The organism is Amycolatopsis tolypomycina, assembly GCF_900105945.1.
GTDB lineage: Bacteria > Actinomycetota > Actinomycetes > Mycobacteriales > Pseudonocardiaceae > Amycolatopsis > Amycolatopsis tolypomycina.
In genome coordinates this window covers 6,600,741-6,616,382 of record NZ_FNSO01000004.1, presented here as the reverse complement: position 1 = coordinate 6,616,382, position 15,642 = coordinate 6,600,741, and the positions used below count along the sequence as shown (strand labels likewise).

Annotated in this window: 17 protein-coding genes; 9 read left to right on the top strand and 8 right to left on the bottom strand. The window is 71.1% G+C overall.

Translation table 11 applies throughout. The annotated features are described in order from the left end of the window. The first annotated feature begins 33 nt into the window (after nt 1-33). On the top strand, nt 34-669 hold the full coding sequence (locus BLW76_RS39845; RefSeq protein WP_091317171.1) for a hypothetical protein: 636 nt from the start codon (nt 34-36) through the stop codon (nt 667-669). On the opposite strand, the gene BLW76_RS39840 is transcribed toward BLW76_RS39845, so the two are convergent. Continuing rightward, nucleotides 670-1,857: a lipase family protein gene (locus tag BLW76_RS39840; protein ID WP_091317170.1), complete on the bottom strand. Its 1,188-nt coding sequence runs from the start codon at nt 1,855-1,857 to the stop codon at nt 670-672. Then, nucleotides 1,854-2,420, bottom strand: coding sequence for a hypothetical protein (locus BLW76_RS39835; protein WP_244170535.1), 567 nt, complete (start codon nt 2,418-2,420; stop codon nt 1,854-1,856). Before BLW76_RS39835 ends, BLW76_RS39840 begins: the two co-directional genes overlap by 4 nt. Before the next feature lie 349 nt (nt 2,421-2,769). Here BLW76_RS39835 and BLW76_RS39830 point away from each other — a divergent pair, with 349 nt between their 5' ends. Further along, nucleotides 2,770-3,957 (top strand): DUF6801 domain-containing protein, encoded by a 1,188-nt coding sequence (locus BLW76_RS39830; RefSeq protein WP_244170723.1) that lies wholly within the window; start codon nt 2,770-2,772, stop codon nt 3,955-3,957. A 74-nt stretch (nt 3,958-4,031) separates the two neighbouring features. After that, nucleotides 4,032-5,093 (top strand): DUF6801 domain-containing protein, encoded by a 1,062-nt coding sequence (locus tag BLW76_RS39825; RefSeq protein ID WP_091317167.1) that lies wholly within the window; start codon nt 4,032-4,034, stop codon nt 5,091-5,093. Nucleotides 5,094-5,097: 4 nt separating this feature from the next. Here BLW76_RS39825 and BLW76_RS39820 read toward each other — a convergent pair whose 3' ends face one another. Next, complete coding sequence (locus BLW76_RS39820) at nt 5,098-5,454, bottom strand: hypothetical protein (RefSeq protein WP_091317166.1); 357 nt, start codon at nt 5,452-5,454, stop codon at nt 5,098-5,100. Nucleotides 5,455-5,647: 193 nt separating this feature from the next. Here BLW76_RS39820 and BLW76_RS39815 point away from each other — a divergent pair, with 193 nt between their 5' ends. The 5 genes from BLW76_RS39815 to BLW76_RS39795 are packed head-to-tail and all read left to right on the top strand — an operon-like array spanning nt 5,648 to nt 9,679. Continuing rightward, the gene (locus BLW76_RS39815) at nt 5,648-6,880 is read left to right on the top strand and encodes a PP2C family protein-serine/threonine phosphatase (RefSeq protein WP_091317165.1); all 1,233 of its coding nucleotides are present in this window, start codon (nt 5,648-5,650) and stop codon (nt 6,878-6,880) included. Further along, on the top strand, nt 6,870-8,447 hold the full coding sequence (locus BLW76_RS39810) for a sensor histidine kinase (protein ID WP_091317164.1): 1,578 nt from the start codon (nt 6,870-6,872) through the stop codon (nt 8,445-8,447). Before BLW76_RS39815 ends, BLW76_RS39810 begins: the two co-directional genes overlap by 11 nt. After that, complete coding sequence (locus BLW76_RS39805; RefSeq protein WP_091317163.1) at nt 8,444-8,884, top strand: response regulator; 441 nt, start codon at nt 8,444-8,446, stop codon at nt 8,882-8,884. The genes BLW76_RS39810 and BLW76_RS39805 overlap by 4 nt, the downstream gene beginning before the upstream one ends. Before the next feature lie 34 nt (nt 8,885-8,918). Next, entirely contained in the window at nt 8,919-9,275 is a 357-nt protein-coding gene (locus tag BLW76_RS39800) for an STAS domain-containing protein (RefSeq protein ID WP_244170534.1), read from the top strand. Further along, complete coding sequence (locus BLW76_RS39795) at nt 9,272-9,679, top strand: ATP-binding protein (RefSeq protein WP_091317162.1); 408 nt, start codon at nt 9,272-9,274, stop codon at nt 9,677-9,679. Before BLW76_RS39800 ends, BLW76_RS39795 begins: the two co-directional genes overlap by 4 nt. 60 nt (nt 9,680-9,739) lie before the next feature. Here the strand turns inward: BLW76_RS39795 and BLW76_RS39790 are convergent, their stop codons facing one another. From BLW76_RS39790 to BLW76_RS39770, 5 genes are all read right to left on the bottom strand, one after another. Beyond that, nucleotides 9,740-11,356: a phospholipase C gene (locus BLW76_RS39790; RefSeq protein ID WP_091317161.1), complete on the bottom strand. Its 1,617-nt coding sequence runs from the start codon at nt 11,354-11,356 to the stop codon at nt 9,740-9,742. Nucleotides 11,357-11,384: 28 nt separating this feature from the next. Further along, complete coding sequence (locus BLW76_RS39785; protein ID WP_091317160.1) at nt 11,385-12,575, bottom strand: Dyp-type peroxidase; 1,191 nt, start codon at nt 12,573-12,575, stop codon at nt 11,385-11,387. Next, nucleotides 12,572-13,729: an imelysin family protein gene (locus BLW76_RS39780; protein WP_091317159.1), complete on the bottom strand. Its 1,158-nt coding sequence runs from the start codon at nt 13,727-13,729 to the stop codon at nt 12,572-12,574. Before BLW76_RS39780 ends, BLW76_RS39785 begins: the two co-directional genes overlap by 4 nt. A gap of 210 nt (nt 13,730-13,939) precedes the next feature. Further along, a complete protein-coding gene (locus BLW76_RS39775; protein ID WP_091317158.1) occupies nt 13,940-14,716 on the bottom strand; it encodes an ArsR/SmtB family transcription factor in 777 nt (258 codons plus the stop codon). 43 nt (nt 14,717-14,759) lie between these two features. Continuing rightward, nucleotides 14,760-14,996 carry a hypothetical protein gene (locus BLW76_RS39770; RefSeq protein ID WP_091317157.1) on the bottom strand — a complete coding sequence of 79 codons (237 nt, stop codon included), beginning with the start codon at nt 14,994-14,996 and terminating at the stop codon, nt 14,760-14,762. On the opposite strand from BLW76_RS39770, the gene BLW76_RS50205 reads away from it, so the two are divergent. After that, nucleotides 14,995-15,372: a hypothetical protein gene (locus BLW76_RS50205; protein ID WP_091320468.1), complete on the top strand. Its 378-nt coding sequence runs from the start codon at nt 14,995-14,997 to the stop codon at nt 15,370-15,372. The two genes, BLW76_RS39770 and BLW76_RS50205, sit on opposite strands and share 2 nt — an antisense overlap. Nucleotides 15,373-15,642 lie beyond the last annotated feature (270 nt).

The following is a 15,642-nucleotide window of genomic DNA, read 5'->3' as shown; positions in this document are numbered from 1 at the left end:
CTCCAGGTGACGCCGAACGGGTGGAGGTTTTCGATGGCACGCACAGGCGGTGAGGGCGAACTCCCCTCGGTCGCCGAGCTGGTGAACCTGTCGCAGACGAGGCCGCTGATGATCCGCGGCGACCTCGACGCGAAGCTCGCCGAAGAAGCCGCGGCCACCCAGCCCGAACCCACCCAGCCCGAACCCACCCAGCCCGAACCCACCCCCGATCCGCTGGCCGTGCTCGACGCCGAGCTCGCCGCGGCCGACGAAGCCGAACGTCCCCAGGACGCGCCGCCCGCCGACCGGTCCCGGCGCGCGAAGCCGTACGTCCTCGCCGCGGGCGCGGCCGTCGGGCTCGGGCTGGCCGCCGTCGTGCTGCTGCAGCCGCACCAGGTGGGCGGGACCGCCGTGCCGCCGCCCGGCGCGCCCGCGCCGGTCGTGCCGCCGCCGACCTCCAGCGAAGCCGTGGAGACGATGAGCGCCTCCGCGGAAGCGCCGCCGCTCACCGCCGAGGTCCGGCACACGACGGCCGAGACCACCAGCGCGCCGGCCGGCGCGGGCCGCAAGCCCGCACCGGCCGAGGCGACGCCGACCTCGGCGTCGCCGGAGGAGCAGTGGCGCGAGTACGTCAGCTCGGTGATGAGCTCGTGGCAGCAGCAGCACCCCCACGGCGGCCGGAACCGCTGATCAGCAGCTCGCCGTCGCCGGTTTCCCGGCGATCCGGTCCTTGACGAAGGCCAGGACGTCGGCGTTGCCGGTGTAGACCAGCGTGATGTGGTCGGTGTCGTAGGTCTGCCACGTCTCCCGGACCCCGGCCGCGCAGTACGCCTTGTGCAGGCTGTCGGCCTGCGCGAACTGCACCAGCTGGTCGCCGGTCGCGTGGTAGAGGAACACCGGCACCCGCGGCGGCGTTGCGCCGAGCTTGTTCTCGTTCAGCCGGGCCACCCACGCCGGCTTGATGTAGCCCGGGCCGGTCGTGTAGTCCGCGATCTTCTGGTTCGCATACGTCGTGAGCAGCTCGAACGTGCACGCGCTCCGCTGCATCTCGGCCAGCTTCGCCCGCCCGTTGTCGCTGAGGAACGAGTCCAGCTGCAGCTCGGGGTAAGCCTGGTCGAGCCCGAGCAGCGCGTAGGCGAACACGCCGAAGCCGAACTTGCCGTCGAGCTGCAGCGTCACCTGGACCAGGTCGGCAGGCACCCCACCGGCCGCGATACCGACGAGGTTCAGCTCGGGCGCGTACGTCGGCTGCAGCTCGCCCGCCCACGCCGCGGCGCCGCCGCCCTGGGAGTACCCGCGGAAGACCACCTTCGCCGACGCCGACAGCCCGGCCGCGCCGAGCCGCTGGGCCGCGCGGACCACGTCGATCACCGCGGGCCCCTCGGACCGGCCCACCACGTACGTCGTCTTCGGGTCCGGCCGGTAGCCCTCGTAGTCCGGGACGGCGACCGCGTACCCGGCGTCGAGCAGGTCGTCGAGGCCGGGCTGCTCGTAGAAGGCGCCGATGTCGATCATCTTCGACGGCGTGCAGCCGAACGCCGGCCCGTGCGTGCCCGGGGCGAACGCCACGATCGGCGCGGTCGCGCGGTCGGCGGTCTTCGGCACCAGAACCGTGCCGGTGACGGCGTCGGGCTGCCCGAGCGCGTTCGTCGACAGGTACATCACCTGCCACGCGTCGACCGAAGCGTGGCGCGGCCCGGCGTGCGACGGCCGCCAGCGGATGACGTCACCCGGGTTGCCCGCGGGCAGCGGCGACGGCGGCACGTAGAAGGCGTCGCCGGGTGGGGCGGGCTCGGCGGCGGCCGGGCTGTCGGCGCCGGCGAAGGCCGTGGTCAGGACCAGCGCCACCAGCGTGGCGAGCACGCGGCGGGCCGTCACGAGCCCGTCCCGTAGACGCGCTTGCAGGTCGCGGACTCACTGAAGGCCAGGTTCAGCTCCGGGTTCGCCTTGAGGTCCTTGATCGGGCCCTCCGGGTCGGCCAGCTGCCCCATGGTCGAGTCGGCCTCGGCGATGACCTTGCGCAGACTGGGCTGGTCGGTCACCTTCGCCTGCTCCATGCGGGCCTTCGTCTCGGCGAGCTTGCTCTTCGTCTCGGCGAGGTTGCCGGTGGCTTTGTCCACAGCGGACTGTCCATCCGGGACAGGGGGGACGCCGGCGCCGCGCATGCCGCCCGCCATGTCCTCGAGCGCGGAACCGAGGCGGCCCAGGAAGTCCACCATCGCGTCCCGGGTCTTCACCGGGTCGGCGTCGTCGACGGCGGGCGGCTGGGAGAGTTTCGCCGAGCCCGCGGCCACCCCGGTGCACACCTTGTCGACCCAGGCGAGCGCCGCGGGGTCGGCGTGCCGTCCCGGGTCGGGCGGCGGGGTGTCCGAAGCGCACGCGGCGCACGACAGAAGCGCGGCGGCCGCCATTGCGAGCACCCCGCTGTGCATTCTTTTCATGGGTTTCGAAGCTACGCGGCGCGGTTGTGCGCGAGCAAGGACGGAATGGCCGGTTGGCACGTGCGTCAACATTCCGCGACGGGGATTTGTCACGCGCGTCAGCGGTTCGGAGCTGCCCCTGTGCTGGGAAAACCTTCCGCGGCCTGCTAGGAACCCTGGCCGGGTGACGTGCCGGGGTGACAATTTGCGGTGTCCGCGTTGCCTTTTTACCGAAAGGCCTTGATCGGCGCCGGACGCGCTCGTTAGCTTACGGTCCGGTCGCGATTTTCCAATAGCGGGCCGTTTCGTATCACTGTTGATACACGGAAGGACCATCGTGAGTCACCCAAGAGGAAAGAAGTTGACGGTCGTGGCCGCGGCGGCCGGGCTCGTCGCCGGCGCGCTCGTCGTCGGCGCACAGGCCGGCGCCGCCGACCCGATTTCGCTGACGCTGAACTACCACTGCACCTTCCCGCTGGTGGGTTCGCAGTCGCTGAAGGTGGTGATCAACACCGACCTGCCGACCACGGTGAACACCGGGCAGCCGACCGGCGCGTTCGACATCAAGGCCGTGTCCACCATCAACGCGGACACCGTCAGCGGCCTGAGCTTGATCGGCGCCACCACGCTGGAAGGCACCGCCACGGCGAGCGCGACCGTCGCCGCGCCGAGCCTCAACCTGCCGGTCAGCGTGCCGATCACGCTGGACAAGACGAACATCCCGGCGTCCGGGGAAATGAACATCAACGCCGCGGGCAAGACGCCGTCGCTGACGTTCACCCAGGCCGGCCAGGCGAAGATCACCGTGGGTGACCTGAACCTCAAGGTCACCCCGCGCAAGGCCGACGGCTCGGTCACCGGCATCACGCCGGACGGCACGATCGACGCGCCCTGCACGCAGGACAGCGGCCAGAACAACACCCTGGCCACGATCACCATCAACGGCGGTGGCGGGCCGACGACCACGCCGCCGGTGACCACGCCGCCCGTCACGACGCCGCCGGTGACCACGCCGCCGGTGACGACCCCGCCCACGACCACGCCGCCGGGCGGGGGCATCAAGTACTCCTTCGGCATCACCGGGCAGACGGCCCTGAAGTCGCTCGGCAGCACCGCGCCGATCACCGGCTCGTTCGACGCCGACGTCAACCTGTCGGCCAAGACGTTCACCGGGAGCCTGCAGCTGAACCCGACGCACACCGACTTCAAGCTGTTCGGCTTCCTGCAGGGCAGCTCGGACGTCAAGGTCGTGCAGAACGGCCCGCAGACCGGTGAGCTGGTGGGCACCGGCTTCAAGGCGCACATCAAGTTCGACACGTTCCTCACCACGGTCAACCTGTTCGGCATCCCGATCAGCACCGACCCGAAGTGCGGCACGGTCAGCCCCTCGACCAGCGAAATGACCACCGGTCCCGACTTCGACCTGCTCAAGGGCGGCAAGCTGTCGGGCACCTACTCGCTGTCCGCGCTGCAGAACTGCGGCTCGTTCAACGACATCATCAGCGCTTTCGCCAAGAGCGACGGCAACTCGCTGAACCTCACCCTCACCAAGAAGTGACCGAGCTGCCGGCCCCCGCTGCGCGCCGACCGTGCCGCGGCGGGGGCCGGTGCCATGCCCCGGAAGGACTACCCGTGCGGATCGCCCGGTCGCTGCTCGCCGCCTGCGTGCTCGCTTTCGCCATCGCTGTCGCCCTCGCCGCGCCCGCGGCGGCGTCGACGCCGATCGCCAAGAAGCTGGGTTTCACCTGCCCGTTCCCGTTGATCGGGCTGCAGAAGCTGGACGTCGAGATCAAGGCGTCGTTCGAAGTGCCGTCCGCGCCCGGCGGCACGTTCACGACGGTGGACCTCGCGGTCGCGGTGACCGTGCCGGACAAGTCGACGCGCGGCCTGGCCCTGGTCGGGGCGGCGAGCATCGAAGGGACGGCGTCCGCAGGGGTGACGCTGGCCAACGGCTCGCTGACGCTGCCGCTCGCCCTGCCGCTGACGGTGGCGAAGACGGCGGTGCCGGCCTCGGGACCGTTCACCACGAACGCGTCCGGCTCGGTCCCGCCGGTGCAGCTGCCGAACGCGGGGAAGACCACCCTGACCATCGGGAACTTCAGCACCCGGCTCACGCCGAAGAAGGCCGACGGCTCGGCCACCGGGCTCGGCTCGTTCACCTCGGACTGCACGCTCGACCCCGGCCAGGACCCGGTGCTGCTGAGTTTCGACCTGGGCGGCCCTGCTGCCCACGACTACGGCGTCACGGGCTCGACGACGCTGAAGGCGCTCGGGGCGACCGCGCCGCTCTCGGGCGCCTTCGCGGTGCCGTCGTTCAGCCCGGCGTTCGACCGGACGCGGGCGGAGTTCAAGGTGTTCGGGTTCGTGCCCGGCACCGCGGACCTGCAGTTCACGCCGGACGGCCCGCAGACGGGCGAACTCGGCGACGGCTTCGTCGCGCACGCGAAGCTGGCCCTGGCCGTGCCGCAGGTGACGCTCTTCGGCCTGCCGGTCGCGGACGCCGGCTGCCGCGCGAGCGCGCCCATCCCGGTCGACCTGCGGACCGGGCCCGGGTTCGCCCTCGCGACGGGCGGCCCGGTCACCGGCACGTACGCGATCCCGCCGCTGGCCGGCTGCGGTGCGTTCACCGCGTACCTGAGCTCCCTGGTCCAGGGCGAGGGGAACACGTTCGCGCTGACGTTGACCGCGCGCTGACCGCTCAGCGGTCCCGGAACATCAGCGTGAACCCGGCTCCCGCGAGGACCAGCGCGGCCAGGAACAACCCGCCGTGCACGAGGTTGCGCGTCACGACGTCGCCGACGAGCTGCGCCACCAATCCCACGATGGCGAGCCCACCCGCGACCGCCAGCACCACCCGAGCGCCCTTCAGGCCCCGGTACGCGCCGTAGACGAGCAGTGCCCAGAGGCCGGCGCAGAGCGCGAACACGAGCACCGCGACCGGCAGCGGGACGGCGCCGGTGATCTCGGTGTGGCTGCCCGTCAGTCGGCCGGCGAGCGTCCCGAGGAACCAGCACGCCGTCGCGGCCCACCAGGCGAGAGCGGCTGACCGGGCCATCCGCGCAGCGTATGCGCGGTATGCCCGGTTCCGGCACGGACGTAACCCGAACCGTTATCGACCCGGTGTCACATCGGGGTGCTATAAAACGCTACCCCCGTGGGACCGGTTTCGCGGCCGTAGGCGTCGCCGGTGCCGCTAGGGTTGATCGTCTGGATGTGCTGGCTCAAGAGCAGCCGAACGGGAGACGCCGGTGACCGCCGCGCTCGACTCATCGTGGGATCCCCGCACGCGCCTGCGGGTGCTGCTGATCGAGGACGACGACGGCGACGCGCTGCTCGTCGAGGAGATGCTGGCGGACACGGCCACGCCGTACTCACTCGAACGCGTCGAGACGCTCAGCGCCGCGCTCGGCGGCCCGCTCACCGCCGACTGCGTCGTGCTCGACCTGCAGCTGCCCGACGCGATGGGCCTGTCCGGGCTGACCAAGCTCGGGCAGCACGCGCCCGGGGTCGCGGTGGTCGTCCTGACCGGCCAGCACGACCAGGCCACCGGCGTCGCCGCGGTCGCCGCCGGCGCGCAGGACTACCTCGTCAAGGACCAGGTCGACGGTCCGCTGCTGGTGAAGGCGCTGCGGTTCGCCCGCGAACGCAAGCGCGCCGAGCAGGTCGAGCAGCAGTTCCTCCAGCAGCAGCTGCTCGCGCGGGAGAACGCCCGCCTCGAACGCGGCCTGCTGCCCAGCCCGCTGCTGCGCGACCGGCACCTCGACCTGGCCGCCCGCTACCGGCCCGGCCGCAACGGCTCCCTGCTCGGCGGCGACTTCTACGACGCCATCGAGCTCGCCGACGGCACGGTCCACATGATGATCGGCGACGTCTGCGGCCACGGCCCGGACGAGGCCGCGCTCGGCGTCGCGCTGCGGATCGCGTGGCGCTCGCTCGTGATGGCCGGCCTGCCGATGCCCGACGTGCTGAGCATGGTCGAGCGGGTACTGGTGCACGAGCGGATCGAGCCGCTGTTCGCCACCGTCTGCATGGTCGTCGTCGCGCCGGACCGAAGATCCCTGCGCCTGTCGCTGGCCGGGCACCTGCCACCGCTGCTGCTCACCCCCGGCGACGGGCACCTGCTCTCCGGCGAGCGCCTCGGCGTCCCGCTCGGCGTCGTCGAAGGCGCGAAGTGGGACTCCCTGGAAGTGCCGCTGGAGCCGGGGTGGTCGCTGCTGCTGTACACCGACGGCGTGTTCGAGGGCCGCGTCGGCGCCGGGTCCGAACGCCTGGGCCACGAGCGGATGGCCGCCCTCGTGCTCGACATCCAGCACACGACCGGGCTGCACGGCCGGGCCCTGCTCGACGAGCTGATCGCCCGTGCCGAACGGCTCAACTCCGGCCCGCTCGACGACGACGTCGCGCTCGCCCTGCTCAGCCACGACCCGGAAGCCCACGACCCGGAAGCCCACGACCCGGAAGCCGAGGCCGATGAGCGCTGACGTCCGCGGCCGGCCGATCCGCCGCCGGCTGGCGCTGCTTGCCGCCGTCGAGACCGTGCTGCTGGTCGCCGCACTGGTCGCCGCCGGGATCGCGCTGAACAACCTCACCGACGCCCGGACCCGCCTGCTCGACGTGATCGCGCCGCAGCGCCTGGCCGCCAGCCAGCTGTCCACGGCGCTGCTGAACCAGGAAAGCGGGGTCCGCGGCTACCAGCTCGGCCGGCAGCCGGCGTTCCTCGTCCCCTACACCGACGGCCTCCGCGCGCAGGCCGACGCCGTCACGCAGCTGCGGCAGCTCGGCGCGACCACGGGCACCCAGATCGGCGACGACCTCGACGCCGTGGTCCGGGCGGCCACCGCCTGGCAGGAGGCGGCCGCGCCGACCATCGCCCCCGGCGCGCCCCCGGTCACCGCGGACCAGGTCGAGCGCGGGCGGACGCTGTTCGTCGACGTGCGCCGGGCGCTCGACACCCAGCTCGACCACCTCGCCGCGATCCGCGACACCGGCCGCGCCGAGCTGGACGCGGCGGCGAGCTTCCTCAACGCGATGTTCGTCGCCGTCGCCGTGCTGGTCCTGCTGCTGTTCGCGATGCTGTTCTTCGGGCTGCGGCAGGTCATCACCCGGCCGCTGCTGCGGCTGGCCGGGGAGGTCCGCCGGGTCGCCGACTCCGATGTCCACCACCCGGTGCGCGGGAGCGGGCCACGCGAGATCGCCCAGCTCGGCGCCGACGTCGAGGCGATGCGGCAGCGCATCCTCGACGAGGTCGCCGAGCTCGAGCGAGCGCACGCGCTGCTGGACCGGCGGACGCAGGAGGCGGAGCAGTCCAACGCCCTGCTGGACCGCCGCACGCGCGAGCTCGAACGGTCCAACGCCGACCTCGAGCAGTTCGCCTACGTCGCTTCGCACGACCTGCAGGAGCCGCTGCGGAAGGTGGCCAGCTTCTGCCAGCTGCTCCAGCGGCGGTACCAGGGCCTGCTCGACGAACGCGGCGAGCAGTACATCGAGTACGCCGTCGACGGCGCGAAGCGGATGCAGGTCCTGATCAACGACCTGCTGGCGTTCTCGCGGGTCGGCCGGAAACCGGGCGAGCACGTCGTGGCCGACGCGGGCGCGCTCGCCGACGACGCCATCGCGAACCTCGAGGTCGCGCTCTCGCTGAGCGGCGGCAAGGTCAGCCGCGGCGACCTGCCCGAGGTGCGCGTCGAGCCGGCGCTGATGACGGCCGTGTTCCAGAACCTCATCGGCAACGCGCTGAAGTTCAAGGGCGAGGCGCCGCCGGAAGTGCGGGTCACCGCCGAGCGCGACGGCGACGACTGGGTGTTCTCCGTGGTGGACAACGGGATCGGCATCGACGCCGAGTACGCCGAACGGGTGTTCGCGCTGTTCCAGCGGCTGCACACGCGCTCGGCGTACCCGGGCACCGGCATCGGGCTGGCCCTGTGCCGCCGGATCGTCGAGTACCACGGCGGCCGGATCTGGCTCGACACCGAGGCCGAAGCCACGACGTTCCGCTTCACCCTGCCGGCCGTCGAAAACCCCGCTCCCGGAAACAGGGGAACCGTATGACGCAGGCGCCCGCGCCGATCGACATCCTGCTCGTCGAGGACGACCCCGGTGACGTCCTGATGACCCGGGAAGCGTTCGCGCACCACAAGATCCGCAACCCGCTGCACGTCGCGGAGGACGGCGTCGAGGCGATGCGGTTCCTGAAGCGGGAAGGGCCGTTCGGGGCGGCGCCGCGGCCGGGGTTGATCCTGCTCGACCTCAACCTGCCCCGCAAGGACGGCCGGGAGCTGCTCGGCGAGATCAAGCAGGACCCCGTGCTGTGCACGATCCCGGTGGTCGTGCTGACGACGTCCGAAGCGGAGGAGGACATCCTGCGCAGCTACGAGCTGCACGCCAACGCCTACGTCACCAAGCCGGTCGACTTCGAGAAGTTCGTCGAGGTGGTCCGGAAGATCGACGATTTCTGGGTGACGGTCGTGAAACTCCCGCCCCGGTAGCCGGATGGCGGGGAGTGCGGCACGATGGGAGGCCGTGACCCCTTCGACGCCGGACCTGCCCGCCACCGACCTGGCGGTGACGCTCGACTGGCGGGGCCGGGCCGCGGTGCTGGCCGTGGCGGGGGAGATCGACCTGGTCAGCGCGCCGGAGTTCGGGGAAGTCGTCGACGTGGTGCTGGCCAGCGGGCCGGAGAAGCTGGTGGTCGATCTGCGCGAGGTGACGTTCTTCTGCTCGGCGGGGCTGCAGGTGCTCGCCGCGGCCCACCGCAGGCTGGCCGAGCGCGCGTTGTGCGTGGTGAGCGATTCCCCGGTGACGTCCGGGCCGTTGAGGACCACGGGGCTCGACACGTGGATCGGCGTCCATTCGACCGTCGAAGAAGCACTCACGTGAGGCCGGCACCGTTTCGCTGCCACGGCGTACCGGCGGCACCGGACGCCCTCCGCCGTCTCCGGCACGACCTGATGGCGTGGGTACTGGCGGCGGGGGTCGACGAGGACAGGGCGGCCGACATCGTGCTGGCCAGCTACGAGGCACTGGCGAACGTGGCCGACCACGCCTACGACGACACGGCACCCGGCGTGGTCGACATCGACGCGGCGGTCCACCCCGGCCGGCTCGAGGTGGTGATCACCGACCACGGCCAGTGGCGCACGCCGGTCCCGGACCCGCGGCCGGTTTCCCTGCGGGGGCGCGGATTGCTGCTGCTGCGGGCGAGTGCCGACCGCGCGGACATCACGTCCGGCGATTCCGGCACGGTGGTCACCCTGACCTGGGACCTGGACCGCATGTCATGAACGACTCTTTCATGTCATCCAATGTCATGAAAGAGTCGTTCATGACGTCGCGGCCGGGCGCTACTTGCCGACCACGGCTCCGGTCTTCGGGTCGAGGGTGACCTTCTTCGCCTTCGGCCACCAGAAATCGAACATCCCGGTCAGCGAGCCGGCGCGCGCGTCGAACGACGAGTCGCCGATGCGGCCGGTGAACCAGTTGTCCTCGATGAACTTCAGCACCGAGGTCTGGTCCGTCAGCGTGTGGTCGACGTGGTTGACCTTGCTGAACGGCGAAACCACCAGCAGCGGCAGGCGCGGGCCGTAGCCGCAGCGGTCCGCGTACGTGCCCGCCGTCGTCGCCTTGGCCGTGCAGATCGGCTGGTCCTGCGAAGCGTCGTGCGAGCCGTTGACGATCGGGGACTTCTGGTGGTCGTACCAGCCGTCCGAGTCGTCGTAGGCCAGGACGATCGCCGTCGACTGCCAGTCCGGGGACTGCTGGATCTTGTTGATCTCGCTCACCACGAACTGCTGCTCGTCCAGCGGGTCCGAGTAGCCGGCGTGGCCGTCCTGGTACTCCGGGGCCTTCAGGAAGCTCACCGCGGGCATCGAGCCTGCCCGCAGCGCGTCGTCGAAGTCCGCGATGTCGTACTGGTGGTTCGCGCGGTCGGTCTGGCCGATCGCCCGCACCGAGGACGGCGGGAGGTGCTTCGGGTTCGCCGTCGACGGGTAGTACTGGAACGGCTCGTGGTGCGGGCTGTAGTCGACGACCGCGTTGCCGCCGACGTTCGTGTGGGTCTGGCCGCACACCGCGTAGCCGTTGGCCGAGCCGGTCGGGCGGAAGCCGCCCTGGAACCAGCCCCACGTCACGTGCCGCTGGTTGAGCAGGTCACCGATGTTGCGGCCGTGCATGGTGGCCAGGTTGTCCTTGCTCGTGTGGTTCTTGTCCGAGCAGTCGTCCCAGGCCGGGTCGGGGTCGTTGATCACCGTGCCGATGCCGTCGGAGTCCGGCGACTGCACCGCGTAGGCGTCGCTGACCGGCTCGTGCGTCACCGGGTCGACCGCCTGGCCGCCGTGGGTGTTGCCCGAGATCAGGTTCAGCGCGCCCGGCGTCGACGGGCCGAACACCGTGTTGAACGAGTTGTCGCTCAGCGCGTAGTGCTGGGCGTAGTTCCACATGCCCGTGACGGTGTTGCCGTCGAAGTAGTCCATGACCAGGCCCGGTTCGCCGAACAGGATCGGCTGGCCGGTGCACTTGTCCGTCTCGGTCTTCTCGACGAACTTGTCCATCTTGCCGCCGTTGAACGCGGCCTGCTCGGCGCCGTAGTTGTGGTTCTGGTCGCAGGTCAGCGCCTGCTGGGGCGTGAGCCGCTTCGGGTTGTAGGCGTTCGGGTTGCCGGTCAGGAGCTTCTTGTCGAGTCCGTTGACCTTCGGGGTGCCGTGGGCGGCGGTGAAGGGGGTGCCGTCGGTGTTGGCCGCGTTCGGATACGTGCCGAAGTAGTGGTCGAACGAGATGTTCTCGCCGAAGATGACGACGACGTGCTTGATCGGCGTCGACGTCGGGATCCAGTGGGCGGGGAACAGGTTCAGCGGCTGGGCGTCCGCGGTGGTCGCCGCGGAGCCGGTGACGACGGCCAGCGTGGCCACCGAGGCGAGCGCCCCGGCGCCGAGCAGGCGACGCCGTCGCGTCTTTCTGTCCACAGTGGAGTTCCTTTCGTGGTGGGGTCGCTCAGGCGAGCAGGGCGCGCCCGAAGTGGTCGTCCGGGCCGGTGACGCCCGGCAGGGCGAAGAAGTAGCCGCCGCCGAACGGGGAGATGTAGTCGGTCAGCGGTTCGTCGGCCAGCCGCGTCTGGACGGCCTCGAACTGGCGCTCCAGGTCCTGCTGGTAGCAGACGAACAGCAGGCCCATGTCCAGGTTGCCGTTGCTGTCGACACCGCGGTCGTAGTTGACGGCGCGGCGCAGGATCCGGCTGGCGTCGGTCTCCGGGGTGCGCGGGTTCGCCTTCCGGATGTGGCTGGTCAGCGGGATGACGCTGCCGACCGGGTCGTCGGCGTACCGCGGGACGTCGGTCTCCGCGGTACCGTCGAGCGGAGCGCCGGTGTCGCGGCGGCGGCCGAACATGTTCTCCTGCTCGGAGAGCGAGACCCGGTCCCAGAACTCGACGAGCATCCGGATCAGCCGGATGACCTGGTAGCTGCCGCCCGCGGTCCAGGCGGGGTCGCCGGTTGTCCACACCAGACTGTCCACTTCGGATCCGGTCGGGTTGGCGGTGCCGTCCTTGAAGCCCATCAGGTTGCGCGGCGCGCCGTCCGGCCGCGACGGCGAGGTGAAGCCGTTGAGCTTCCAGCGCAGTTGCATGCCGCCGCGGGTGGCGCGCGCGATGTCCCGCAGCGCGTGCAGGACGGTGTCGGTGTCGTTCGCGGACAGGATCAGGCTGAGGTCGCCGTGGCACTGGGCGGGGTCGAGGGCGTCGTTCGGGAACGTCGTCATCGGCTTCAGCTTGGCGGGCTTGAGTTTCGCGAGGCCGTACCGGTCGTCGAAGAGGCCGGCGCCGACCCCGAGGACGACGCCGAGGTCGCTCCCGGGCACGACGGGCCCGAGCACCCCGGAGTCGGCGGGCGGCGCGGTGATCCCGAGCGCGGCGGGCGCACCGCCGGAGGTGAGGAACCGCGCCCGGTCGGTGATGGCACGGAAGAGCTCGGCGAGTTCGGCCTTGGACTCGGCGACGGAGTCGAAGGAGGCGACGATGGTCTGTGCCGGCGGTTTGCGGAGGATGGCGGCCTGGTGGGGACCGTGGAAGGGCACGGGCGAGGTGGCGTCGGTCGCGGACGACGCGCCGAGCCCGGCCCCGGCGGCGACGGTGAGGCCCGCACCCATCGCGGCCCGGCGGAGGAAGGAACGGCGGGGAAGGCCACTCACGAGACCCTCCTCGGCTCGGCGATCGCCGCGATCGGGGCCAGCAGTTCCGTCAGCTCGCTCACGTCCGCGTTCAGCTTCTGCCGCTGCTCCCGGCTCAGCTCGGCCGGGCGGAGCCACGTGCCGTCCGGGCGGTGCGCGGCGTCCAAAGCGGACTGGGTCCGGGTCAGCCAGGTGTCCACCTTGGACAGATCCGGGTAGCGCGGTGTCAGCAGTGGCCGCAGGACCTCGAGCACCGCGCGGGTGCCGTCGAGGTTGGCGCGGGCCGTGGCCAGGTTCGTGCCGCTTCCGTAGTCGGTGCGGCCGGTCAGTTCGAACTGCAGCGTGTTCTCCATGATCTCGTGCGCGCGCAGCCCGAGGTCGTTCCCGTCGACCTGGCTGTCGGCGAAGGACGTCTGCAGCGCGCGGGCGTCGGTGTCGAGCCGGTCGGCGACGGCGGCCAGTGCCGCCATGTCCTCGCCGTGCCAGAGGCCCTGCTCCAGGCGGTGGAAGCCGGTGAAACCGGGGTCGGTCACGCCGTCCGGGAGGCCGTCGGCCGTGCCGTTGAGGGCGCCGTCGGAGTCGCTGAACGCGTCGTAGGCCGCGCCCAGGCGCTCGTACGTCAGGTGCGCCGTCAGCCACGCCGCCCGGCTCGCCGCGCGGTCGCCGCCGTGGACGGTGTTCTTCAGTGCGCCGGTGTTCGCCACCAGCTCGCCGAGCCCCGCCGTCACGTGCTGCTGGTAGGCCTTGAGCGGGCCGAGCAGGTCGTCGTGCGTCACCGGCGCGACGCCCGGCCCGGTCCGCTCGGCGCCCCCGGTGATCCGCACCGCGGGACCGACGATCGCGCCGGCGTCCTCGGGCAGGCAGCGGAACGCGTAACTGCCGTTGCCCAGGTTGACCTGCAACGGCCGGGTCGTCGCCGCGCCGAGGCCCTCGACCTCGCCGTAGATCACGCCGGTCGCCGGGTCGATCAGGTCGACCTCGGCCGGCACCGACCCGGTGTTGTGCAGGCGGAACGTCTGCGGCCCCGGCTTCGGGTCCGTCCAGCCGGTGCCGCACGCCGAGCGCGACACCGCGATCTCGGGGTCGCCGGCCGCCGCGCTGTCCGGCCGGAACGCCACGACGGCGCCCGCCGCGGCGGCCACGACCACGCCCACCACGATCCAGCGGGTACGCACTGACCCCGGCACGCCCACACTCCTGTCACTCGATCGGACCAGCACCGATCACGGATTATGCGAGCCTAACGCCCGGAAAACCGCATCGGATCCTGTCAATCGAGCGAAATTCACCCGGACTTCAGCCGGGCGCCCACGAAAGGGGGAGAATTCAGACGTTTCGGTGTGCCAGATGTGTCGCAATTAGGAAATTCGACCGATAGGCGCAGGTCAGGGCAGTGGGGTGCCCGTTTCGAGGAGCGTCTTCAGGCTGGACAACAGCGCGGGCCAGCCCTGGCTGCACATCTCCCGCGCCGTGCTGCCGGCGTCGAACCCGTCGTGGAGCACGGTCAGCTTCACCATTTCCCCGTGCGGCTCGATGGTGAACGTGACTTTCGTCCGGCTCTCGTCCTGCAGTTTCGAAAGCGTTTCCTCGTCGATGCCGTTGGCTTTCGCCCAATCCGCCGTGAAAGTGTGCCAGGTGTAGGAGAGACGGCGGAACGGTTTCGATTCGAGCACGACCTGTTCGGGATCGGCGGTTTTCGCCCCGCTTTCGGCCCACGTCATCGGCGAGCCCTTTTTCCAGTCGGTTTCGAAGGAGACGCCCCAGTACTGGCTCGTGAACGCCGGATCGGTAAGCGCTTGCCAGAGTTTCTCCGGGGTCGTGTTGATGTAGGTGGTGTACGCGAAATCGTTCATCGGTGCGGACTCCAGTGCTCGTTTGAGATCGGCCAGCGCGCCGGCCCGCCGCCGGTCGTAGCGGGTCATCCAGCGCTCGGCGATCGCGTTGATCGGGCCTGCGTCGAGGTGGTGCAGCTTCTCGCGGCCGCGCCAGGTGGTGGTGATCAGCCCGGCCGCCTCGAGCACGGCCAGGTGCTTGCTGACCGACTGGCGGGCCATGTCCAGCCCCGCGCACAGCTCGCGCAGGGTCTGGCCGTTGCGCTCGTTGAGCACGTCCAGCAGCTGACGGCGGCTGGGATCGGCCAGCGCTTTGAAGGCCTCGTCCATGCCGCGACGATAGGCAGCCAGATGGCTGCATGTCAACCGGGGGTCACCGGAAGCGGATCACCGTGACACCGGCGAGGACGAAGAACACGAGGATGACGAGCGTGCTGGTCTGCCCACCGGACGAACGGGTCACGACCTGGTCGACGGCACCGGTCAGCCGCACCCCGCACTCGGCGACCACGGTGTGCGGACCGGCCTCGATGCGGGTGAACTCGACCGGTGCGGTGAAGGCGCCGGTGCTGTCGGTGTAGGCGGTGCCGACCTCGGCGCCGCCGGACATGAGCGTCACCATCCGGCTCGGCTGGCAGCCCTTCCCGGACGCCGAGAGCGACTCTCCCGGCTTGATGCTCGGCCGGTCGAGCACCAGTTCACCGGGCTTGGGCGCGGTGCTCGACGTCGTGGGGACGCCGGGGGTGCTCGGCGGCGTCGTGCTCGGCGGCGGGGTGCTCGTGGTCGTCGGCGGAGTGGTGGTCGTCGGCGTGGCCGGGGTCGTGGTGGCGCCGGGCCGGGTCGGCCGCGTGGTCACCGGCGGGGGCGGCGTGGTCGTCACCGGCGGCGGGGGTGTGGTGGTGGGGGTGCCGGTGACGGTGAACCTGCTGCTCGCGGTGAGCGGGCCGCCGGTCCGGGCGTTGGTGCACGTGCCGGTGACCGGGTAGGTGCCCGGCTGGGCGCCGCCGGGCACGGTCGCCGCAACCGTGCCGCTCGGCTGCTGGAGGGTCGTGTTCGCCGACCACATCGGCGTGCCGTTCCAGGAAAAAGTGATCGGCCCTTTGCACGGGTAGAAATTCCAGGAAATGGTGAAGGAACTCCCGGCCGGACCGCTCGACGGTTTCAAACCAACCGAAGACGTGTATTGTGCGTTGGCCGTGCCCGTCGTCGTCAGCAAAAGCAACGTTCCGGCCACGGCGCCGAAAACCAGCCGAACC

Excerpts from the sequence above, each read along its gene's own strand:
- BLW76_RS39845 (WP_091317171.1), top strand. The coding sequence starts at position 34 with ATGGCACGCACAGGCGGTGAGGGCGAACTCCCCTCGGTCGCCGAGCTG.
- BLW76_RS39835 (WP_244170535.1), bottom strand. The coding sequence starts at position 2,420 with ATGAAAAGAATGCACAGCGGGGTGCTCGCAATGGCGGCCGCCGCGCTT.
- BLW76_RS39820 (WP_091317166.1), bottom strand. The coding sequence starts at position 5,454 with ATGGCCCGGTCAGCCGCTCTCGCCTGGTGGGCCGCGACGGCGTGCTGG.
- BLW76_RS39810 (WP_091317164.1), top strand. The coding sequence starts at position 6,870 with ATGAGCGCTGACGTCCGCGGCCGGCCGATCCGCCGCCGGCTGGCGCTG.
- BLW76_RS39805 (WP_091317163.1), top strand. The coding sequence starts at position 8,444 with ATGACGCAGGCGCCCGCGCCGATCGACATCCTGCTCGTCGAGGACGAC.
- BLW76_RS39775 (WP_091317158.1), bottom strand. The coding sequence starts at position 14,716 with ATGGACGAGGCCTTCAAAGCGCTGGCCGATCCCAGCCGCCGTCAGCTG.
- BLW76_RS50205 (WP_091320468.1), top strand. The coding sequence starts at position 14,995 with ATGAGCGTCACCATCCGGCTCGGCTGGCAGCCCTTCCCGGACGCCGAG.
- BLW76_RS39770 (WP_091317157.1), bottom strand. The coding sequence starts at position 14,996 with ATGTCCGGCGGCGCCGAGGTCGGCACCGCCTACACCGACAGCACCGGC.